Genomic DNA, 22,062 nt, shown 5'->3' on the forward strand with positions numbered 1-22,062 from the left:
ACGAGCTGACTGTTTATATCTCTGGCGCTGATGAGCTCAAGCTGCCGATTATTGAGCGCTGGAGCTGCCTCGGGTTATGCCAAAACGCTTGTGGAAACGGTCAACCTGGCCGCCAGATTGGACAACCCTTTGCTTGCCGGTAAAGAAGGGGTGGCTGCGGCTTGAGACCTCGACCTTCACAAGCGGGTACTCCTTGCCATCTTCCCAGGTGATCGTCTCGCTGGTATCGACGCAGGAGCGGGTAAGAAACGCAAAGTCGGTCGAGATGTCCTGGAAAACTACTTCACGGTATTCGGGGTGAATCTCTTTTTTCATGGTTGTTTGCCTTTCAAACTCGAGTGTTAAAGATTGAAGCTGACCCCCATGGGCAAAAGGGAGTCGGCGATCAGTCCGCATGCACATGCGGTTGGCCTGGCTGTTGCGCACTGCGTCAACGGCTAACGTGCCAAAATAGCTTCTGCGCGGTGATTGGTCAAGAAGGGAACCTCTAAAAACCTCCCCGGCGCCATTATCTGCCCCGGTGTGGAGGTCTTGGCGTCAGGGATGGCGCCATGAAGCCTCCAGGGATGGATCCACGGCGTCCGCCACACCGGGGCTGATAATGGCGCCGGGGAGGTTTTTTTGAGGTTCCCAGAGACATTATTGGTAGAGTGATAAACTGCTGCGAATGGCGCTCTCTTGACAAGATGATTCGTCAGTCATAAATTGCGCGGTGAGTGTTTGGCAACACGAGGTTCCAGTCATGCCGGACGAATATTGCAGTCCGCAGCTAACATCACGACAACCGCGAATCAGCGCCTGCTTGAGCGAGGCCGGCTGAGAAAGGAACCGTAACGCTCATGGTCCCTTCTGTCGGCGGTCTCGGGCGGGCGCCGGCAGAGGGAGGTAAGATCAATGAGCGCAGTAAATGAGCGTCAAGAGCAGCAACAAGTTACCCTTCCGGCACGCGCCCAATTTGCCGAACGGCTTCCGGCTGCGGCGGCCCGGCGTATCCTGAAGATGGCTCCGGATGAGCGTCCAGCGGCTCTTCAGGCCATGCCCGATGGCGAGAGCCTGGCGACATTCCTGGAGTTGCGTCCCGATGCCCAGGCCAGCGTGCTTGAGCACATGGATATAGGGCGCGCCTCACGGCTGGCTAACCGTCTGCCATTTAATACCCTGGCGCGGGTGCTCGATAACATGGATGCGCACAGGCGCGCCGATATCGTGCGCAACCTACGCCCGCTCAAGCGTGGCCGTGTTGAGACGGTACTTGCCGGGCGCTTGCAATAATAGCTAACGGTTATATCCCGCAGTAATTGGGTGCGAGCAGAGCGGGCGGGGGTCAAGATATCCCTGCCCGTTTTTTTTGGGTTACCATAAGTGGCCTTAGGCTTTCCAATAACCCTTAATTTACCCGCGAGCTGCTGGTCCAGGGCAGCGTATGGCCGTAACACGGCCACGCTAAGCAGCAGCTCAAGGACAATGGAGGCAGTTTAGATGAGCGATCGGGTGGAAGCAGGTGGTCTGCAGGTTGCGCGGCAACTCTACGATCTAGTTGAGCAAGAGATCGCACCTGGTACCGGTGTTGAGCCGCAGCATGTATGGCAGGAGCTAAGCCGCATTGTCGCCGATCTAGGCCCCCGCAACCGGGAGCTGATTGAGCGGCGTGAGACCTTGCAAAAGCAGATCGATGAGTGGCACCGGCAGAATCGGGGGCGGGCGCATAACCCTAATGACTATAAGGCCTTCCTCGAGCAAATTGGCTATCTGCAGCCTGAAGGCGATGACTTTCAAGTAACAACGGCTAACGTCGATCCAGAGATTGCCGAGGTTGCCGGTCCGCAGCTGGTGGTGCCGGTTGATAACGCGCGTTTCTCGCTAAATGCTGCTAACGCCCGCTGGGGCAGCCTCTACGATGCGCTCTACGGCACCGATATGATCCCTAACGAGGGTGAGCTAGCCCTAGGATCGGGGTATAACCGTCAACGCGGTCTCAAGGTGATGGCGATTGCCGGGGAGGTGCTGGACGATATCGCCCCGCTCAAGCAGGGTAGCCACACTCAGGTAGCCGCTTATAAGCTGGTCGGCTCGGCCCCGGTCGCCTTGCAAATGGAGTTGACTGACGGTGGGCAGACTGAACTCGCCGATCCGCAGGCCTTCGTCGGCTATACCGGGCAGGCTCAGGAGCCGACTAGCATATTGCTGCGCCATAACGGCCTCCACGCCGAGATCCAAATCGATCGCCAGCATACCATCGGCAAAGACCACCCAGCCGGGGTCAAGGATGTGGTCATGGAGTCGGCGGTAACTGCTATCCAGGATTGTGAGGACTCAGTGGCAGCGGTCGATGCCGAAGATAAGGTGCGGGTCTACGGCAACTGGCTGGGCCTGATGAAGGGCACGCTTGAGACCCCGGTCGAGAAGGGTGGCGAGACCTTTATGCGCCGTCTCAAGGGCGATCGCACCTTCACCACACCACAGGGAGGAGAGCTAACGTTACCGGGGCGATCACTGATGCTGGTGCGCAATGTCGGGCACCTGATGACCACCCCGGCGGTGCTCGATAGTGCCGGCAATGAGATACCTGAGGGTATGCTCGACGGCATGATGACCGTGCTCTGCGCGATACACGACCTGAAGGGTAACGGTAGCGTTACCAACTCCAAGACCGGCAGCGTCTACATCGTTAAACCGAAGATGCACGGTCCGGAGGAGGTAGCCTTCTCGGTGCAGCTCTTCGAGCGGATAGAAGACGCCTACGGCCTGCCGCGAGCGACCCTGAAGATCGGTATCATGGATGAAGAGCGGCGGACTACCGTCAATCTTAAAGAGTGTATCCGCCAGGCCAGTGATCGGGTCATCTTCATCAACACCGGTTTTCTCGATCGTACCGGCGATGAGATCCACACTTCGATGGAAGCCGGCCCCGTGATCCGTAAGGCGGATATGAAAAATGCCGCCTTCATGACCGCTTACGAGGACTGGAACGTCGATGTCGGCATGGCCTGTGGCCTTAAGGGGCATGCGCAGATCGGTAAGGGGATGTGGCCGAAACCGGATAAGATGCGCGAGATGTTCGACACCAAGACCGGCCATCCTAAGGCCGGGGCCAACTGCGCTTGGGTGCCATCACCTACGGCGGCTACGCTGCACGCGGTCCACTACCACCAGATCAGCGTTGCCGCGGCGCAGGAGCAGATCGCTAAACAGGGGCGGCGGGCCAAACTTGACGATATCCTGACTATTCCTCTAGCCCCGGGTGTCGACTGGACCCCCGAGGAGATCCAGCAAGAACTGGATAACAACTGTCAGGGCATTCTTGGCTACGTGGTGCGCTGGATCGATCAGGGGATAGGTTGCTCAAAGGTGCCGGATATCAATGATGTCGGACTCATGGAGGATCGCGCCACGCTGCGTATAGCCAGTCAGTTGCTGGCTAACTGGCTCTATCACGACGTGGTCAGTAAGGATCAGGTCATGGAGACCCTCAAGCGGATGGCTGCGGTGGTCGACAAGCAAAACGCTGGTGATCCTAACTATCAGCCGATGGCCCGCGATTTTGATGCCAGCATCGCCTTCCAGGCCGCCTGTGACTTGATCTTCAAAGGCTGCGAGCAGCCCTCGGGTTACACCGAGCCGATTCTGCATCGCCGCCGTCAGGAGGCTAAGGCCAAGTAGTCGCCGCTCTGGACATTTACTGCCCTGTGGCAGGTGAGAAGTGGCCGGTTGAGAGACTGCGGCTGCGGTTGCGGGTGACGGCCCCGCTCGGTGATATTGCTTATCGCTACGCGGTCGCGTTCCTCCGCAGCGACCGGACAAGCGCGCTTCCGTGCGCGCATGTCCGGCGCTCGCATCCCTGCGAGCGCCCTTGCGGGTCTTTGCTGCTGCGTAACGCTGCTTCGCTTAAACAGCAATATCACCGAGAGGGGCCGTCACCCGCAACCGCAGTCGTGCGCCTTGGCGCTGCTCACCCTTAGGGGCGCTTCGAAAATCTGGTCCGGAGCCAGTAGTTGCCCCGGTTTGGAGGTCTTGGCGCCAAGGATGGCGCCATGAAGCCTCCAGGGATGGATTCACGGCGTCCTCCAAACCGGGGCAACTACTGGCTCCGGGCCAGATTTTCGAGGCGCCATTAATTAACCAAGCTGCGCGCGCAGTTAGCTTGCCAAACGGCGGCCATATCAGGAAAGTTAGGCATGCACATTTAGCCACCCACGGCCAGTTGAGCTAACCTCAATGAGTACCCAAGAGCCTATCCGCATCCGCGGAGCTTGCCAGCATAACCTCAAAAACCTCGACCTCGATCTCCCAGCAGGCGAACTGATAGTCATTACCGGAGTTTCCGGATCCGGCAAGTCATCACTCGCCTTCGATACCATATATGCAGAGGGGCAGCGCCGTTACGTCGAGACCTTCTCCGCTTATGCTCGGCAGTTTCTCGAGCGCATGGAACGGCCTCGGGTCGACTCCATAGAGGGTGTCCCCCCCGCCATCGCTATCGACCAGGTCAATCCGGTGCGCACCTCCCGTTCGACGGTGGGTACCATGACCGAACTCGCCGATCACCTTAAGCTGCTTTTTGCTCGCGCCGCGCAGCCCTATTGCAGCGGCTGCGGTCAGCCGGTGCGGCGCGATACACCGGAGTCGATCGCCGAGGATTTGCTTACACCGGACGCACTCGGCGCGAGTTCGACCGAGCGGGATCCAGATACACTTGCAAGCGTGGAGGCGGAAAGGCGCATCGCCGTTACCTTTGCCGTTGAGGTGCCTGACTCACTATCCCGAGAGCAGTTGCTAGAGCTCCTTTCTAGCCAGGGTTACACGCGAATCTATGCGCAAGAGGATAACCGCATTGAGGTAGTGCAGGATCGCCTACGCCTGGATAGCTCAAGGCGTAGCAGACTGCTCGAGGCGCTCGAGACAGCTCTCGATAAGGGCCGCGGCCACCTGCGCGTCTGGCAGCTAGGGGCCGATCGTGAGCCGCAGGGCGAGCCACTGCGCTACTCCAGCCACTATCACTGTGCGCAGTGCGATCGGGCATATGCGCAGCCCACTGCCGAACTGTTCTCGTTCAACTCCCCGGTCGGCGCCTGCGATCACTGCCGGGGCTTCGGCCGGATCATGGAGATCGACCCGGATTTGGTCATTCCTGATCCACGCCTGACCCTGGAGCAGGGCGCAATAAAGCCGTTTCGCGGTGGCTTCTCTGTCGAGTGCCAGGAGGATTTGCTTCGGGCGGCGCGCCGGTGCGGTGTGCCGGTCGATGTGCCTTGGCAGGAGCTTACCGCGGAGCAGCGGCAGTGGGTTTGGGGCGGAGAGGATCGCCGGGGACGCGGCGGACGCTGGTACGGCGTACAGGGCTATTTCGACTATCTGGAGCGTAAAAGCTACAAGATGCACGTTCGGGTACAGCTCTCCCGGTATCGGGCTTATCGCCTCTGCCCGGAGTGTCAGGGTGCCCGGTTGATTGCACAGGCGCTCGATTTTCGACTGGGTTCGCGGGAACTCGCGGATGCTGTGCTCGAGCCGCAGCAGCGCTTCCGGCCGAAGCACATGAGGGTCGATGAAGATACCCTGCGGGCGTTGCCGGGACTGACGCTGCACGATCTGGCAACGTTGCCGCTAGGTCGGCTGCAGCGCTTTTTTGCTGAGCTAGATCTGCCACCGCCGCTCGATCAGGCAGGGGCAACGGTCCTGGCTGAGATCCGCGCCCGGGTTGGTTTCCTCAACCAAGTCGGGCTGGGCTACCTGACCCTCGATAGGCAGTCGCGGACTCTCTCCGGCGGGGAGGCGCAACGCATCAATCTGACAACGGCGCTCGGGACTTCGTTGGTAAATACGCTGTTTGTCCTTGATGAACCTTCGATCGGACTGCATCCGCGCGATGTCGGCCGGCTTATCGCGATCCTGCAGCAGCTGCGCGATGCCGGCAATTCGCTACTGGTAGTCGAGCACGGTCCGCAGGTGATGGCGGCAGCGGATCGCATCATCGACATGGGACCCGGGCCGGGCGAGCGGGGCGGAGAGGTAATATTCAACGGCACCCCGGGGCAACTCTATGGCGCAGACACCTTGACTGCAGCTTATCTTACTGGGGCAAGCCGGGTTGAGCGCCTGCGCCAGGCAGCCGGTGCGGCTAGTGCATCCGCGCCGGTTGCAGAGAACAACGCCGACGCAACGCCGCCTTGCGCTGGGCCGTGGCTGCGGGTGCGGGGTGCGGCTGAGCACAATCTGCAAGAGATAGATGTCGCGATACCCCTGCAGCGGCTTGTCTGTCTGACCGGGGTATCCGGCTCCGGTAAATCGACACTGGCGGAGGCGGTGATCTACCGGGGGCTGCTCCGCCAGCGTGGCGAGGCGGTAGAGACACCGGGTAAATGCGCTGCCATAGAAGGCGCGGAGCAGCTCGCAAGTGTCGCCCTCATTGATCAATCGCCCATCGGCAAGAGCGCACGCTCCTGCCCGGTCAGCTACACCGGTGCGCTTGAGCCGATTCGCAAACTCTTTGCTAAACAGCGGCTAGCCAAAGAGCGCGGCTACAGCGCCGGAACCTTCAGTTTCAACTCCGGGAATGGCCGCTGTCCGAGCTGCAAGGGCTCGGGGTTTGAGCACGTTGAGATGCAGTTTCTCGCCGATGTCTACCTGCCCTGTCCCGACTGCGCCGGCCGACGTTTTCGGGCCGAGGTCCTCGAGGTCGAGGTTGTCGGGGCCGCTGGCAATGCGGCCTCGATTCACGCTGTGCTGGCGATGACCGTTGCCGAGGCAGTAAGCTTTTTCGCCGCTAGCCAAGAGGTTAAGCGGCATCTGCAGCCGCTGCTCGATGTCGGCCTCGGCTATCTGCGCCTCGGGCAGCCGGTGCCGACCCTCTCCGGGGGTGAAGCGCAGCGGCTCAAATTAGCCGGCCACCTCGCCGAGCAGCAAAGCCGAGCCAAAGGCAGGTTAAAAAATAGCGGTAAGAGTCAGCCTGAGGATGAGGCAAGCGCGGGGACGCTGTTCATATTCGATGAGCCGACCACCGGCCTGCACTTTGCCGATGTCCAAGTGCTCTTGCAGGCCTTTCAGCGCTTGTTGGAGGCGGGCAACAGCTTGCTGATCATAGAGCACAACCTGGATCTGATCGCCAACGCCGACTGGTTATTAGAGCTCGGCCCGACAGGGGGTGAGGGTGGTGGCCAGTTGCTTGCCAGCGCAACCCCGCAGCAACTGGCTGCAGCGGCGGATACTGACACCGGCCGGGCCCTGGTGGAGTACCTGCAAAGTCGCGATACGGGCGCAATCCTAGCGCCGAGCACCGCAGAGGAGGGGTCTGCGGGGTGGCAGATCAAGGAGACTGGTCACTTGTCTCATTCATCTGTCATCACCATCGAGCAAGCGCGCGAGCACAATCTTAATAATATTGATCTCGCTATTCCCCGTGAGCGGTTTACGGTGATTACTGGTGTCTCGGGTTCCGGCAAATCGACCCTCGCCTTCGATCTGCTCTTTGCCGAGGGGCAACGCCGCTATCTGGAATCACTTAATGCCTACGCCCGGCAACTCGTCCAACCGGCAGCCCGCCCGGATGTCGGTGCTATTAACGGCATTCCGCCGACCGTGGCGATTGAACAGCGAACCAGTAGGGGAGGGTATCGCTCGAGCGTAGCGACCCAGACCGAAATCTACCACTACCTGCGCTTACTCTATCTGCGCCTCGGGGTGCAGCACTGCCCCGAGTGTAGGGTTGCAATTAGTGTCCAGAGTGCCGAGGCCATTACCGCGCAGCTGATCTCTGCCTATAGGGGGGAGACTATCGAGTTACTGGCACCGCTGGTGGTGGCGCGCAAGGGTATCTATAAAGAGTTGGCTGCCTGGGCAAGCAGTAAGGGCTATAGCTCGCTGCGGGTTGATGGCGAGCGCCTGTCAACCACTGCGTGGCCCAAGCTTGATCGCTACCGCGAGCATGATATCGATCTGCCCATCGGCACCATTGAGGTGGCGGTTGAGCGGGAAGGGCAGCTGGCAGAGTTACTGGCTCTAGCCCTAGCACACGGTAACGGGGTGGTGCGGGTGCTAGCACCGGAGCGCGATGATGGTAGGGAGCAGGTTTTTGCTACCGCGCGCGCCTGCCCGAGTTGCGGGCGCGGCTTCGCCGAACCGGATCCACGGCTGCTCTCGTATAACTCGCGCCACGGCTGGTGCGGTGAGTGTAAAGGCACTGGTTTGAGCGTGACCGACCCGGATGAGGCCAGTGAAGAGGAGCTCGAGCGGGCTTGTCCCTGCCCAAGCTGTGACGGCGCGCGCCTTAATCCAGAGGCCCGAGCAATATCCTTCCACGGCTACGGGATTGGTGAAGTAACCGCCTGGCCGGTTAGCCGTCTGCGGGAGTGGCTGGGTGCGCTGCAGCTAGATGGGCGGGGGAGTGCCATCGGGGCCGATGTGATAGCGGAAATAAATGCCCGGCTAGCCTTTTTGGAGCAGGTGGGGCTGGGCTATTTGACCCTGGATCGGGCAGCTCCAACCCTATCTGGAGGAGAGGCGCAGCGGATCCGCTTGGCAGCGAGTCTCGGTGCCGGTCTGCAGGGGGTCTGCTACATCCTCGATGAGCCGACTATCGGGCTACACGCTCGGGATAACGCCATGCTTCTCGGTGCCCTGCGCGAGCTCAGTGATGCCGGCAACACGGTGGTAGTGGTTGAGCATGACGAGGAGACGATCCGGGCCGCCGAGCATCTAATCGATATTGGGCCGGGGGCGGGGCGCTACGGCGGCAACGTGGTTGCTGAGGGCGGTGTTGAGGATCTGATTGCCAGTGAGCAGTCGTTGACCGGTCGAGTGTTGGCGAAGCCGCCGGAGCATCCATCGCGCCCCCGGCGAAGTGCACCCGCGCCAGGAAGTCTGGTTATCCGCGGGGCGAAGCGGCATAACTTGCAGGATATCGATGTCGATATACCGCTTGGGCGGCTGGTCTGTGTCACCGGGGTCTCGGGATCAGGCAAATCTAGCTTGGTGCGCGAGGTCGTAGAGCCCAATGTCCGTGCCATCCTGGGCCTTAAGAAAGGCCAACAGCGACCGCGGCCGAATGGTTGTCGGCAACTCAGCGGCACCGAATCGCTAAAACGGGTGCTGGAGGTTGATCAGACGCCGATCGGTCGCACCCCGCGTTCTTGTCCGGCGACATATGTAGGCATCTGGGATGCTATCCGCAAACTCTTTGCGGCTACCGAGCAGGCCCGGCTGCGTGGCTGGAACGCCGCCCGTTTCTCCTTTAACACTAAGGGCGGGCGCTGCGAGGCGTGTTCAGGCCAAGGCACCAAGACGGTGGAGATGAGTTTTCTGCCGGATGTCAAAGTGCCCTGCGAGTCTTGTGCTGGAACGCGCTTTAGTGAGGAGACGCGTCAGGTCACTTATGGCGGTCTGAGTGTTGATCAGGTGTTGGCGTTAAGCATTGAGCAAGCCCGCGAATTTTTCGCTGCTCATTCTCGCCTCGAGCATATCTTGGGCTTACTCAGTGATATCGGCCTCGGTTATCTGAGTCTAGGCCAGCCGAGTCCCACTTTGTCGGGCGGCGAGGCGCAGCGGCTGAAGTTGGTGACCGAGTTGGCTAAGGCGCGTCCCGTCGACGCTGGCGCTGCGCGAGGGCGGAGTGCGGCGCCGACACTGTATCTGCTTGATGAGCCGACGGTGGGGCTGCATATTGCCGATGTCCAGCGCTTGACCGATATGCTCCACGCCCTAGTCGATGGCGGCCACACGGTTGTGGTTATCGAACACAACCTCGATGTTATAGCCGAGGCCGATCACGTTATCGACCTCGGCCCGGAAGGGGGCAGTGCTGGCGGCAGGGTGGTCGCCAGCGGCAGCCCGGAGCAGCTCGCCGCGGCCACCACGCCAACCGGCCAAGCGCTGCGCTCACTTCGCCTTGCGGAAGGCCTCAGCTAGGGCGGTGGTGGGGGCTTGTTCTTGTGGGGAGGCCCGGCCGCCACGTTTGCTTGCGGATGGGTTCTCGGCCGTGGCGGCCTTCTTCTTGCCCTTGCCAGCATTGGCACTAGCGCCGGAGCGGCGCTGGTCCGGGCCCTTGCCGGGTGATTTGCTCGCAGCACCGCGCGGCTCACCATCCCCGGGTTGATCATCGAGGCGCATTGAAAGGCCGATTCGCCGGCGCTCCTGATCCACTTCCAGCACCTTTACCTTTACCACATCGCCGGTGCGGACTACATCGCGGGGGTCACGCACAAACTCATGGGCTAAGGCAGATATATGCACCAGGCCGTCTTGATGGACGCCGATATCGACAAAAGCGCCGAAGTTGGCGACGTTAGTAACGGTCCCTTCCAGTACCATCCCCTCTTCTAGGTCGGCGAGCGTCTCAACACCTTCCCGGAAGGCCGCGGTGCGAAACTCCGGCCGCGGGTCACGGCCCGGCTTGGCAAGCTCCTGGAGGATATCGCGGACAGTCGGCTCGCCAAAGTTATCATCGGTAAAATCGCGCGGCTTGAGGGTTTTGAGGAAGGCCTCATCGCCTATCAAATCGCTGACTTGGCGTCCGGTTTGGGCGCAGATGCGCTCGATAACCGGGTAAGCCTCGGGGTGGACAGCCGAGGCATCGAGTGGATTATCGCCCTGAGGAATGCGTAAAAAACCAGCGGCCTGTTCGAAGGCCTTGGGGCCGAGTCGGGGCACCTTTTGTAGGTCCTTACGCGAGCGGAAAGCGCCATTTTCAAAGCGGTGGCTGACCAGCTTCTCAGCCAGGTTGGGGCCGAGGCCGGAGACGCGGGCGAGCAACGCTGCCGAGGCCGTGTTGGCGTCGACGCCGACAGCGTTAACGCAGTCCTCGACCACGGCGCTGAGCTTGTGGTTCAAGCGGCTCTGGTTGACGTCGTGCTGGTATTGGCCGACACCGATCGATTTGGGCTCGATCTTTACCAGCTCCGCTAGGGGGTCCTGCAGTCGGCGGGCAATAGAGACCGCCCCGCGCATCGCTACATCTAGCTCGGGTAACTCGCGCGAGGCTTGCTCGGAGGCCGAATAGACCGAGGCGCCGGCCTCCGAGACCATAACCTTGTGCAGGCCGAGATCGGGGTGGCGCTTGATAAGCTCGCCGACTAGGGCGTCGGTCTCGCGCGAGGCGGTGCCGTTACCGATCGCAACCAGCCCAACCTCATGGCGGCGCGCCAACTCGGCGAGGGTCTTGAGCGACCCTTCGAGATCCTTGCCCGCGGCGAAGGGGTAGATGGTGGCGGTATCGGCAACTGCACCCGTAGCGTCGATGACGGCGACCTTGACCCCGGTGCGCAGCCCCGGGTCGAGGCCGAGGGTTGGGCGTGGCCCGGCCGGGGCGGCTAGCAGCAGGTCCTCAAGGTTGGCGCCGAAGACGCGGATTGCCTCCTCTTCGGCCTGTTCACGCAGTTGCCGTTTTAGGGCTAGCTCGAGGTGGGGTGCCAGCTTAGCCCGCCAAGCTAGGCGGACTGTGCGGGCCAACCACTCATCGCTCGGGCGGCCTTGCTCGGCAATGCCGAAGTGGCGCGCAATCGCCCGCTCGCCGACGCTACTCGACTCCTCTTCGCCGCGGGCCTCGGCATCCGACCAGGCGATGTGCAGCCGTAAGACCTCTTCGCTTTGGCCGCGGAGCATAGCCAGTGCCCGATGAGAAGGGATCTTATGCAGCGCCTCGGTATGATCAAAGTAGTCGCGAAACCGCGAACTCTGCTCTTGCTGCTCGGCGGCTACCCGGCTTACCAGATAGCCCTTCTGCCAGCCGTAATCACGCAATTCGGCGATCAGGTCGGCATTCTCCGCGAAACGCTCCATGAGGATCTGCCGCGCCCCCTCCAGGGCGGCATCGGCGTCGGCAACCGGTGGGGTTGCGTCCGCTTGTACGGCTGTGGTCTCGGCATTTGTGGTAACAAAAGCAGCAGCGGCCTGTTGTGGGTCCTGGCTGGGGTCATTAAGCAAGCTATCGGCAAGCGGTTCGAGGCCAGCCTCGCGGGCGATCTGCGCCTTGGTGCGGCGCTTTTTCTGATAAGGCCGATAGAGATCTTCAACACGGGTCTTGGTCGCGGCGTTGCGGATGGCCTCAGCAAGCTCTGCGGTCAGCTTGCCCTGTTCATCAATGGCCTTGATAACCGTCTCCTTGCGCTCCTCCATCTCGCGCAGGTAACCGAGACGCTCCTCAAGGGTGCGCAGTTGACTGTCATCGAGCCCGCCAGTGGCCTCTTTTCGGTAGCGGGCAATGAAGGGGACCGTCGCGCCCTCATCGAGCAGTTTGACTGCTGCTGCAACCTGGTTGTGATTTACTCCGAGCTCTTCTGCAATGCGTGCGGGGATGGTTTCTTGGGTCATGTGCGCTGTTTTTGCTCTGGGCAACTCTGGCTGAAGATTCAATAAAGCGTTCGATGTGCGCATGATACTAAAAGTGGGCACCTTTTGGGGGTCCAAAGACCCTTGGAGGAATCTTTAAAAACCTCCCTCCGCCGTGGCTGCCCCGGCGTGGAGGCTTCATGGCGCCACGGATGGCGCCATGAAGCCTCCAGGGATGGATTCACGGCGTCCTCCACACCGTCCTCCACACCGGGGCAGCCACGGCGTAGGGAATTTTTTATAGGCACCCTAGAATCCGCTCGCCGCGGAAGATGCCGCACCCACAATCGCGTCATTGCTCTAGCTATTACTCGATAAGCGTAGTAGCTTAGCGATCAGCGTTCAGGGAGGGCGCTGAAGAATGGACATGGAAGAGCAGAACTTGCCGCACCGGCGCGTCTACTTCGTTTTCTACACCTACCGCCGACACCCATGGCTGGCCAGGCCTGAGGCAGTGCAGCGGCTGCGCACCGCGTTTCGCGAGGTGGCGCGCCGGCGACCGTGGGTTTGGGACGGCGCGGTTATTCTTCCTGATGCAGTCCATGGACTATGGTCAATCCCAGCGCAAGATCCCGACCCGCGGGGGCGCTGGCAGGCAGCAAAGGCCCACTGTACCCGGCATCTGCGCAATTGGCCCGGCTTGCCGCAAGGTAGGCTGTGGCAGCGCGGGGTTGAGTGGCATGATGTGGCCGCCGGTGAGTGGCGCCACTATCTGGACATGCTCCATTGGGAGCCGGTGCGCCGCGGCCTCGCGGCCCGGCCAGAGTGTTGGCGCTACAGCTCTTACCGGCGTTGCCAAGCCGCCGGCCTCTACGGTCAACCTTGGGAGCAAGCCCGACCGTTGCCGGAGATCTCACCGTGAGCTGTGCTCTCACAGTTAGGGAACCTCAAATAACTCCCTTTGAGGCTAGCTGCGCCGGTGTCGAGGACGTCGTTAATCCATCCCGCGAGTCGCCGTGGAGTTATTCCCGGCGTCGAACCTTGCGCACCGAGGCAGCAAGGCTCTGGTGGGAGACTTTAGGGGCGCCCATTAGCCTGCTGTTGGTGCACATGGCTCTCGTCAACCATCGCCAGATTCTCCAGCACCTCACGCAGATAGAGTGGATTAACCAGCTTTATGCCGATGCGTTCGGCGAACTTGCGCATCCCCTCATCGGCAGAGACCAGACTGGCGTCGAGCTCATAGGCGAGCAGAACGACATCGATGTCTTCCCGCGAGTCGAGGATGCCGCGGCGCATAGCTTCGCGGTAGCGCTCGCGCAGATGGGTAATCATCTCTGGCTCCAGGCAGTTCGCCTCTCCGGCTTGGCGGGTATGCTCCTCAGCTATTCGCAGGCCGCGTTGGATGCGCGAGCGGACCTCTTCGATGAACTCATAGAGTACTTCGCTGGGGATGGTCAGCGAGAATCGGCGCGGCGAGCGGATATGCACCTCGGTCTCAAATGCCGGGCCGATAAGATCCATCGAGCGCAGGTTACACAGCTCCTGATATACTGGCCCGGGCATAAAGAATTCGGCATCGGCGCGCCGCGCTAGGCCGAGAAATACCGAAATCGCCTGCAGCGGTTCCTCGTCAAAGCGCAGGTAGATATTGGGATTGGTAAAGACGCTGGTGTCGAGCACGAATCGGCGCATACACTTATGCCTCGTTGGTTGACCGGCAAAGCATGAGCATTTACTAACAACAACTTAACTCCCCTAGGGCTCTGAACAAGGAGGTGAGCCATGCAGAAGCAAGTAAAAAAACGTCGGCTACGCTGTTTTGGGTTTACGTTAGTCGAGATGATGATCGTCGTCGCTATCATAGCAGCTCTGGCCGCCCTTGCGGTGCCGCAGTACCAGAACTACATGAGCCGTACCCAATTCTCCGAGGCGTTGACGCTTTTCTCTGGGGTGCGCACCGCGGTAGAGACGCACGTCACTATTTACGGGGTCAATAGTGCTCTCCGGGCGGATGAGTTCCTGGCTGGACACAGGACTCAAGGTGAGCATATCTCAGATATTAGCGTAATCAATGCTGGACAAACGGTTCAGGTAGTACTGACATTCAAAGATGATGGCGTCAGCATGAACCTAGCTAGCGAGGAAGTCACCTTCAGCTGGGATACTGCCGAGATCAATGAAGGCTGGCAATGTAGCGTTAGTGATACGGTCAAGCCATTTGCCTCGGGGATGTGTGCCAGCGCCGGCTAGTCCGCTTAAGGTCTCGAAGGGGAAACTCTAACCCCCCCCCCCCCCCCCCCCTGGAGCCAATCATCCGCCCCGGAGTGGAGGTCTTGGCGCCAGGGGTGGTGCCGTGAAGCCTGCAGGGAAGGATTCACGGCGCCCTCCACACCGGGAAGCAGGGCTCGGGGGGAGCTGTTAAAGGCTACCGAAGGGTCTGCGCATAGGGGGCTGCCGCGCAGCTGCTACTGCCGTGGCCCCTGCTGCATATGTTCGTGGCAGCAGTAGTAGCGTTTCCACCGCTGTAGTGCCCGCGAGCGGGCCAGAAAGAGTCCGCAGTGGGCGCACGGCACCATCTCCTCGGCGTAGCCGCGCCCTAAGCCTTCAGCGCTGTCCGGGTCGGGCGGTGGACTCTCGCGCGGCTTGTGGAGTACCCAGTGGTACACAGAGCGGGCCCCGATGAGGGCAAGGATAATTATGATTACAAGCAGTATCTGGCTTAGCATGTACGCATCGAGCCTAGCGTTACTCCCTTAGGAGGCATTAAGGTGTAACCAAAGTAGGCAACACCAGCGTGCCTGGTTAAGCTAATCTTATAACAAGAGTATGCCCCAGGTCGCCGCCAGTGTGCTATAGGGAGGAGTAAATACGTGAATCTACATGAATTTCAGGCCAAACATCTACTTGCGGAGCGGGGCGTTAGTATCCCGCGAGGATATGTCGCACGTTCTGGGGCCGAAGCCCGGGCAGCTATCGGTCGCCTTGGCGGCGATGCTTGGGTGATAAAAGCGCAGGTTCACGCCGGTGGTCGCGGCAAGGCTGGGGGCGTCAAGGTCTTAAATAATGAGGATGAGGCCGCTGATTTTGCCGATTCCCTGCTCGGCCAACGGCTGGTCACCAAGCAGACTGATGCGGCTGGACAGCCCATCGAGGCTGTGATGATTGAAGAGGGGTTGGCTATAGAGCGCGAACTCTATCTGAGCATGCTAATTGACCGGGCCCGCCAGCGCGTCGTCTGTATCGCTTCAGCGGCGGGCGGCATGGATATAGAGGAGGTTGCCGCGACTGCGCCAGAGCAGATAATCACCATCGAGGTCCATCCCAGCGCCGGTCTGCAGCCTTACCAAGGCAGACAGGTAGGCTTCGCGCTTGGTCTGGATAAACGTCAGGTAGGCGAACTGACCGCGATGTTGCAGTCGTTCTACCAGCTGTTCATTGAGCGCGATCTATCACTCATCGAGATCAATCCGTTAGTGGTCGATAGCGCCGGGTCGCTGATCTGTTTGGACGCCAAAATTACCGTCGATGATAACGCCATTGAGGTGGGTAAGCAGCAACAGCTTGCCGCTATGCGCGATCTTAGCCAGGAGGATGCTACCGAGGTGCGGGCAGCGGAGCATCAACTCAATTACATTACCCTGGATGGCAATATCGGCTGCATGGTCAATGGTGCCGGTCTGGCCATGGCGACGATGGATATCATCCAAGTCTATGGCGGAGCACCGGCCAATTTCCTCGATGTCGGTGGTGGCACCAGCGCCGCAAAGGTAACCGAGGCCTTTAAGATTATCCTCTCCAGCCCCCGGGTTGAGGGCATCCTGGTCAATATATTCGGCGGGATCGTCCGCTGCGATATGATAGCTGAAGGCATCATCGCTGCGGTTCGGGAAGTTGAGATAAATGTCCCAGTAGTGGTGCGCTTAGAGGGGACCAACGTCGAAGAGGGCAAGCAGTTGCTCGCCGATAGTGGTCTCGATCTTATCCCTGCCGCTGATCTCGCCTATGCAGCCGAGCGAGTAGTGGCAGCGGTCGAGCAGCGCCGTCCATGAGCAGCAGCGAACACAGGAGCAAGTGAATGAGTATCCTGGTAGATAAGAACACCCGGGTGGTAGTGCAGGGGTTTACCGGCAAGCAGGGCACCTTCCACGCCGAGCAGGCGATTGCCTACGGTACTCAGATTGTGGGCGGGGTAACTCCCGGCCGGGGCGGTGAGTACCACCTTGAGCGGCCGGTCTTCAATACTGTGCATGATGCGGTAGCCTCTAGTGGTGCTAACGCCTCAATGATCTATGTGCCGGCGGCATTTGCTGCTGATGCCATCCTTGAGGCGGCTGATGCTGGGATAGAGGTTATCGCCTGCATCACCGAGGGCATTCCGGTGCTCGACATGTTGCGAGTCAAGGAGGCCTTACGCGGGTCGGGTGTCTATCTAATTGGCCCCAATTGCCCCGGAATCATAACCCCAGGCGAGTGCAAGATCGGTATCATGCCGGGCCATATCCACCAACCTGGGCGCATCGGGATAGTCTCGCGCTCTGGTACTTTGACCTATGAAGCCGTGAAGCTGACCAGCGATGTTGGGTTGGGTCAATCGACCTGCATCGGCATCGGTGGCGATCCCATTCAAGGCATGTCCTTCATTGACTGCTTGGAGCTGTTGGAAGCCGATGAGGGTACTGATGGTGTCGTTATAGTAGGTGAGATTGGCGGTAGTGCCGAAGAGGAAGCGGCGGAGTATATTCGTGCCCATATGAGCAAGCCGGTCCTTGCCTATATCGCTGGGGTGACGGCCCCAGCCGGTAAGCGCATGGGCCACGCTGGGGCTATTGTCTCCGGTGGCAAAGGGACGGCCGAAGATAAATTCGCTGCGCTCGAGGCTGCCGGGGTCGCCACTGTGCGCTCGCCAGTGGATATCGGTAAGCGCATGTATGAACTGGTTGGCGGCAAGGCCGTGGCGTGAGCATGGCGCAGCTGAGCACGCCAAAACTAAGCATAGCCGTGGTCCAGCTGCCGTTTCGGGTCGGCGATATAGCGGCCAATCGGCAAAAGGTCATCGATGGTATCGCTTACGCTCGGGATCAGCTGGGTGCCGACTGGGTCGTCTTTCCAGAGTTGTGCCTTACCGGTTATCCGCCCGATGATCTGCTGTTGCGCAGCGATTTCCTTGACTCTGTAGAGCGCTCCCTGGCCGAGATTGCCAGCTCGTGTCATGGCATCACCGCTGTTGTTGGAGCGCCACTGCGTCGCTCCGGGCGCTTGCATAACAGTGCGGTTGTCTTGGCTGATGGTATTGAGGTGGCGCGGGCGGACAAGCGTTGCTTGCCTAGCTATAGCGTATTCGACGATAACCGCCACTTTGCACCCGGCGAGTCGCCATGCGTAGTAAGCGCACCGAACGGTATGCGCGTGGCGATTGCGATCTGCGAAGATTTGTGGTTTCCGGAGCCGGTTGCCGAGGCTGCACAGCAAGGGGCCGACCTGGTTATCGGCATCAACGCTTCACCCTATCATCAGGATAAGGCCAAAGAGCGTGAGGCCGTCGTCGCCGAGCGGGCAGGTGAAACTGGCTTACCGATAGTCTACGTCAATCTAGTGGGGGGCCATGATGAGATTGTCTACGATGGCGGCTCTTTCGCGCTGGATAAAGGCGGCCGCACCCAAGCGCGCGCACCCCAGTTTGAAGATGGCGTATATGGTGTCGAGATTGATGTCGAGGGCCAAGTAAGCGGCGCCTATCAACCATTAGCGGAGCCGGATCAGGCCACCTATGCGGCGCTGGTCCGCGGAACCGCCGATTATGTCCATGGCAATGGCTTCACTGGCGTAGTGCTGGGGCTTTCCGGTGGCATAGACTCAGCCCTCACCGCGGCGATAGCGGTTGATGCCTTTGGTCAAGAGCGGGTGCTCGGAGTTATGCTGCCCTCCCGTTACACTGCTCAGCGCAGCCTCGACGATGCGCAGGCGGCAGCCGAGGCCTTAGGGATAGATTATCGAGTCATCCCCATCGAGGATCTTGTCGCAGGCTACGAGTCTGCGCTAGCGCCCCTCTTTGCCGGGCGAACCGCCGATGTCACTGAGGAGAATATCCAGGCCCGCATTCGCGGTAACTTGGTGATGGCAATCTCCAATAAGTTGGGGCTAATGTTGCTGGCAGCGGGCAATAAGAGTGAGCTGGCGGTGGGCTATGCGACCTTATATGGGGACATGTGTGGTGGCTTTGCCCCTTTAAAGGATGTCTACAAGACTCAAGTCTACCGGTTGGCCGAGTATCGTAACCGCTGCGGGTTAGCGGTGCCTGAGTCCATCATGACGCGAGAACCGACGGCCGAGCTGCGTGCCAATCAGCGCGATCAAGATAGTCTGCCGCCGTATCCGCTCCTCGACGAGTTGCTCCGCCAGTATATTGAGCAAGACCGCGGCGAGGGCGAATTAGTTGTTGAGGGGTTGGCCCCTGATGAGCAGCGGCGGGTAATTGAGATGCTCTACCGCAATGAATATAAGCGCCGCCAGGGCGCGCCTGGAGTAAAGGTCACCAGGCGGGCGTTCGGCAGGGATCGCCGGTATCCGATAACCTCGGGTTGGCAGGGTACGGCTCAGTTTCGAAAAGATAGCAAAATACGGTAACCTGAAGGCGTTGGAGCGCGAGGAGTCCAGAGAAAAATGAAAAAGGTCGAGGCGATAATCAAACCGTTTAAGCTTGATGATGTCCGGGAGGCGATGTCGGAGATCGGTATAACCGGCATGACGGTTACTGAGGTCAAAGGTTTCGGTCGGCAAAAAGGGCATACTGAGCTCTACCGTGGTGCCGAGTATGTGGTCGATTTCTTGCCTAAGATGAGGATCGAAGTGGTGATTGCCGATGCCGATGTCGATCGTTGCGTTGAGGCGATTACCACAGCTGCTAAGACCGGTAAGATCGGCGATGGCAAGATCTTTGTGGCTGATGTTGAGCGGGTGGTCCGCATCCGGACAGGTGAAGAGGACGAAGGCGCGATTTGATCCAAGGAATGACTGGGGCAGAGGGTTATTAACAGGGCACCTCGAGAAGCTCCCCCGGCCTGACTGGTTGTCCAGGCTTGAAGGACGCCGTTAATCCGTCCCTGGAGGTTCATGGCGTCAGACCAGGTGCCGAGACCTTCACGCCTGGGCAAACAGTCAGACCGGGGGAGCTTCTCGAAGTGCCCAGCAGTTAAAGGTGCCATCCCTTAAACTGCTAAATAGGTCTGGCGCTCTCATCTCATAGCCGTAACTCACTCTATATCGGGCACATCCTCGACGTCGACCTCGTGGCGACGTGCGATTTCCTGCTCTACCTCGTCGCCTAATTCGTATAGTTCAAGCCCTCGATACGAGTCGGCGAGTTTCTGCATAGCGTCATCAACTACGGCAGTCCCTGGGTAGCCTGAGATGATGCGTCCGGCGCGGTTAGCAGCGGCGATATAGGCGCCCCGCTCCAGATAAAAGTCGGTGATGTATAGCTCGTAAGCTGCTAACTGTTCGCGAATATCTTCCATACGCTCATAGGCATTGTCGGTGTATTCGCTATCCGGAAAATCACGCACTAGTTCTTGGAAGTCGAAGAACGCGCGGCGTTTAGGCTCAGGATCGCGGAGGTTGGCATCAACCCCCAACAGCTGGCCGAGGCCTCCGGGGCCAATTGACTGGCGAGAAACCCCGCGCATGTATATGGCGTAGGCGACGTTTTCATCTTGGGGATGCATGCGGATGAACCGGTCGGCGGCGGCTATGGCCGATTGATGCTGCCCGGCTAAGTGATGGGCGTAGATAATCATCAGCTGCGATTGAACCGAATAATCGCCGAAGGGGTAGCGGGCAATAAGGCTCTCAAAGCGGTTGATGGCCTCGCTGTAATTGCCGCTGCCCAGGCTATCCATAGCCCTGTCGTAGAGTTGAGCAACGCCTACCTCGGCGCTGTCTTCGGGCGTCCCTGCGCAGCCACCAAGCCCGGCAGTTCCGAGTAACAAGGCGATCATCAGGGTACAGCGGGTAATCCAGCGTAACATGCTATTTCAATCTCCCCAAACCATTTAAAATTACTATTGTAGCGCCCAGAATGGGACTTACCATAATCATTTTGCTAGAGATTTGACAGAACATGGAGACTCAATACGCCGTGGTGCCTGAGCAGCTTGCCGGGCAGCGGTTTGATCGTGTACTCGCGCAACTCTTCCCTGACTATTCACGCAGCCGGCTACAGCAGTGGGTCAAGAGCGGTCAGGTCACCGTAGATGGCCAGCAGAGGCGGGTACGCGACAGTGTCAAAGCTGGTGAGCAGATCACCCTGGTTGCCAAGTTGGAGCCTTGTCTTGAGCTGGAGCCGGAGGCTATTGACTTGCCGGTGGTAGCGGAAGATGAGGCGATAATTGTCATCGATAAGCCGGCAGGCTTGGTTGTCCACCCGGGGGCGGGTAATCACACTGGCACCCTGGTCAATGCGCTTCTCTACTACGATCCCGATCTGGAATGCCTGCCCCGGGCCGGCATTGTCCACCGACTTGATAAAGAGACTTCGGGGCTGATGGTGGTGGCCCGGACTGCGCAGGCACATCACCATCTGGTCGAAGAGTTGCAGCAGCGCCGGGTGGGGCGTGCCTATGAGGCTATTGTAGTTGGCACCCCTACGGCTGGTGGCAAGGTGGATGCGCCGATTGCCCGGCATCCGCGTGACCGCAAGCGCATGGCGGTGGTCCGAGATGGCCGCCCAGCGGTTAGCCACTACAGGGTCGCGGAACGCTTCAGCTCCCACACCCGGCTTAGCGTAGAGCTCGAGACCGGCAGAACCCATCAGATCAGAGTTCACATGGCCCACATAGGCTTACCGCTGCTCGGTGATCCGGTCTATGGCCGCCGCCCGGTTTACCCTAAATCAGCGAGCGATAAGCTCAGGGACCAGCTCGATGGGTTCCGCCGCCAGGCACTGCACGCTTGCAAATTACGCCTCGCCCATCCTCTAACTGGTGAGCAAATGGAGTGGGACTCAGAGCGCCCTGCCGATATGCAACAACTCCTGGAGGCGTTGCGTGAGGGGTGAATGGACGCGGAACGGAGTAGGATTTGTCGCCCCTGAGCAGCCATTAGCAGTTGGGGTAAAGGCGTTCACTACAACCCGCAGCGGCGGGGTCAGCCGCCCCCCTTACGCTAGCCTTAATCTGGCCGAGCATACCGGCGATGATAGGTCAGCTGTAGCCGAAAACCGGCGCCTTCTGGAGGTTGCCGCCGAGTTGCCTGAACCGCCACGTTGGCTTGCGCAAGTGCATGGCACCGAGGTGGTTGCCGCCCACGAGCAGCAGCAGGGTGCTCAGGCAGACGCCTCCTGGACCGATCGCCCTGGGGTGGTGTGTGCAGTGCTCACCGCCGATTGTCTGCCAGTTGTTTTTGCTGCTCAGGATGGCAGTAGCGTAGCGGTAGCCCACGCCGGTTGGCGGGGGCTTTGCGCCGGGGTGCTTGAAGAGACGTTGGACGCTATGCCGGTGCCTGCCGGGCAAATTGTCGCTTGGCTGGGTCCAGCAATAGGGGCGGATGCCTTTGAAGTGGGGCGAGATGTTAAAGAGGCATTCATGAACGCAGACCCAGCTAGCCAGGAGTTTTTTGTGCCTGGCCGGGAGGGGCGGTTTTACGCAGATCTTTACTCTTTGGCACTGTTGCGACTAAAAAGACGCAACATAAAAGATGTTTTTGGTTATAATTGGTGTACTTTTAAACAGCGGCAGCTGTTTTTTTCCTACCGTAGGGATGGGGCTAGAACTGGCCGCATGGCTACACTTGTTTGCCGGGAGAGCTAGG

Annotated in this window: 17 protein-coding genes; 11 read left to right on the top strand and 6 right to left on the bottom strand. The window is 59.8% G+C overall.

Annotated elements, in window-relative coordinates; genetic code table 11:
* Positions 1 to 48 precede the first annotated feature (48 nt).
* The gene (locus tag HH1059_RS01015; protein WP_096410278.1) at positions 49 to 315 is read right to left on the bottom strand and encodes a type B 50S ribosomal protein L31; all 267 of its coding nucleotides are present in this window, start codon (positions 313 to 315) and stop codon (positions 49 to 51) included.
* 579 nt (positions 316 to 894) lie between these two features.
* Here HH1059_RS01015 and HH1059_RS01020 point away from each other — a divergent pair.
* Positions 895 to 1,272 (top strand): magnesium transporter MgtE N-terminal domain-containing protein, encoded by a 378-nt coding sequence (locus HH1059_RS01020; RefSeq protein ID WP_096407301.1) that lies wholly within the window; start codon positions 895 to 897, stop codon positions 1,270 to 1,272.
* Positions 1,273 to 1,479: 207 nt separating this feature from the next.
* Complete coding sequence (locus tag HH1059_RS01025) at positions 1,480 to 3,660, top strand: malate synthase G (RefSeq protein WP_096407304.1); 2,181 nt, start codon at positions 1,480 to 1,482, stop codon at positions 3,658 to 3,660.
* 225 nt (positions 3,661 to 3,885) lie between these two features.
* Here HH1059_RS01025 and HH1059_RS13005 read toward each other — a convergent pair whose 3' ends face one another.
* A complete protein-coding gene (locus HH1059_RS13005) occupies positions 3,886 to 4,056 on the bottom strand; it encodes a hypothetical protein (RefSeq protein ID WP_162549270.1) in 171 nt (56 codons plus the stop codon).
* 159 nt (positions 4,057 to 4,215) lie between these two features.
* Here HH1059_RS13005 and uvrA point away from each other — a divergent pair, with 159 nt between their 5' ends.
* A complete protein-coding gene (gene uvrA, locus HH1059_RS01030; RefSeq protein ID WP_096407306.1) occupies positions 4,216 to 9,897 on the top strand; it encodes an excinuclease ABC subunit UvrA in 5,682 nt (1,893 codons plus the stop codon).
* On the opposite strand, the gene HH1059_RS01035 is transcribed toward uvrA, so the two are convergent.
* The gene (locus HH1059_RS01035; protein ID WP_096407309.1) at positions 9,868 to 12,297 is read right to left on the bottom strand and encodes a Tex family protein; all 2,430 of its coding nucleotides are present in this window, start codon (positions 12,295 to 12,297) and stop codon (positions 9,868 to 9,870) included. The two genes, uvrA and HH1059_RS01035, sit on opposite strands and share 30 nt — an antisense overlap.
* 385 nt (positions 12,298 to 12,682) lie before the next feature.
* On the opposite strand from HH1059_RS01035, the gene HH1059_RS01040 reads away from it, so the two are divergent.
* Entirely contained in the window at positions 12,683 to 13,177 is a 495-nt protein-coding gene (locus HH1059_RS01040; RefSeq protein WP_231901976.1) for an REP-associated tyrosine transposase, read from the top strand.
* A 155-nt stretch (positions 13,178 to 13,332) separates the two neighbouring features.
* On the opposite strand, the gene HH1059_RS01045 is transcribed toward HH1059_RS01040, so the two are convergent.
* Positions 13,333 to 13,950: an RNA ligase partner protein gene (locus HH1059_RS01045; RefSeq protein WP_096407314.1), complete on the bottom strand. Its 618-nt coding sequence runs from the start codon at positions 13,948 to 13,950 to the stop codon at positions 13,333 to 13,335.
* Positions 13,951 to 14,040: 90 nt separating this feature from the next.
* On the opposite strand from HH1059_RS01045, the gene HH1059_RS13875 reads away from it, so the two are divergent.
* Positions 14,041 to 14,508, top strand: coding sequence for a pilin (locus HH1059_RS13875; RefSeq protein WP_096407316.1), 468 nt, complete (start codon positions 14,041 to 14,043; stop codon positions 14,506 to 14,508).
* Positions 14,509 to 14,723: 215 nt separating this feature from the next.
* Here the strand turns inward: HH1059_RS13875 and HH1059_RS01055 are convergent, their stop codons facing one another.
* The gene (locus HH1059_RS01055; protein ID WP_096407319.1) at positions 14,724 to 14,984 is read right to left on the bottom strand and encodes a PP0621 family protein; all 261 of its coding nucleotides are present in this window, start codon (positions 14,982 to 14,984) and stop codon (positions 14,724 to 14,726) included.
* A gap of 144 nt (positions 14,985 to 15,128) precedes the next feature.
* Here HH1059_RS01055 and sucC point away from each other — a divergent pair, with 144 nt between their 5' ends.
* Genes sucC through HH1059_RS01075 form a run of 4 tightly spaced genes read left to right on the top strand, consistent with a single transcriptional unit; the run spans position 15,129 to position 19,257 of the window.
* The gene (gene sucC, locus HH1059_RS01060; protein WP_096407320.1) at positions 15,129 to 16,307 is read left to right on the top strand and encodes an ADP-forming succinate--CoA ligase subunit beta; all 1,179 of its coding nucleotides are present in this window, start codon (positions 15,129 to 15,131) and stop codon (positions 16,305 to 16,307) included.
* A 26-nt stretch (positions 16,308 to 16,333) separates the two neighbouring features.
* On the top strand, positions 16,334 to 17,218 hold the full coding sequence (sucD, locus tag HH1059_RS01065) for a succinate--CoA ligase subunit alpha (protein ID WP_096407323.1): 885 nt from the start codon (positions 16,334 to 16,336) through the stop codon (positions 17,216 to 17,218).
* 2 nt (positions 17,219 to 17,220) lie between these two features.
* On the top strand, positions 17,221 to 18,882 hold the full coding sequence (locus HH1059_RS01070) for an NAD+ synthase (protein WP_096407326.1): 1,662 nt from the start codon (positions 17,221 to 17,223) through the stop codon (positions 18,880 to 18,882).
* A 36-nt stretch (positions 18,883 to 18,918) separates the two neighbouring features.
* A complete protein-coding gene (locus tag HH1059_RS01075) occupies positions 18,919 to 19,257 on the top strand; it encodes a P-II family nitrogen regulator (RefSeq protein ID WP_096407328.1) in 339 nt (112 codons plus the stop codon).
* Between the two features lie 251 nt (positions 19,258 to 19,508).
* On the opposite strand, the gene HH1059_RS01080 is transcribed toward HH1059_RS01075, so the two are convergent.
* Positions 19,509 to 20,282: an outer membrane protein assembly factor BamD gene (locus HH1059_RS01080; protein WP_231901977.1), complete on the bottom strand. Its 774-nt coding sequence runs from the start codon at positions 20,280 to 20,282 to the stop codon at positions 19,509 to 19,511.
* Between the two features lie 92 nt (positions 20,283 to 20,374).
* On the opposite strand from HH1059_RS01080, the gene rluD reads away from it, so the two are divergent.
* Together rluD and pgeF are read left to right on the top strand one after the other, a co-directional pair.
* The gene (gene rluD, locus HH1059_RS01085; RefSeq protein ID WP_096407331.1) at positions 20,375 to 21,310 is read left to right on the top strand and encodes a 23S rRNA pseudouridine(1911/1915/1917) synthase RluD; all 936 of its coding nucleotides are present in this window, start codon (positions 20,375 to 20,377) and stop codon (positions 21,308 to 21,310) included.
* A complete protein-coding gene (gene pgeF, locus HH1059_RS01090) occupies positions 21,300 to 22,061 on the top strand; it encodes a peptidoglycan editing factor PgeF (protein ID WP_096407333.1) in 762 nt (253 codons plus the stop codon). The genes rluD and pgeF overlap by 11 nt, the downstream gene beginning before the upstream one ends.
* The last annotated feature ends 1 nt before the right edge of the window (position 22,062 follow it).

Origin of the sequence: Halorhodospira halochloris (assembly GCF_002356555.2) — a bacterium.
GTDB classification, from domain to species: domain Bacteria; phylum Pseudomonadota; class Gammaproteobacteria; order Nitrococcales; family Halorhodospiraceae; genus Halorhodospira; species Halorhodospira halochloris.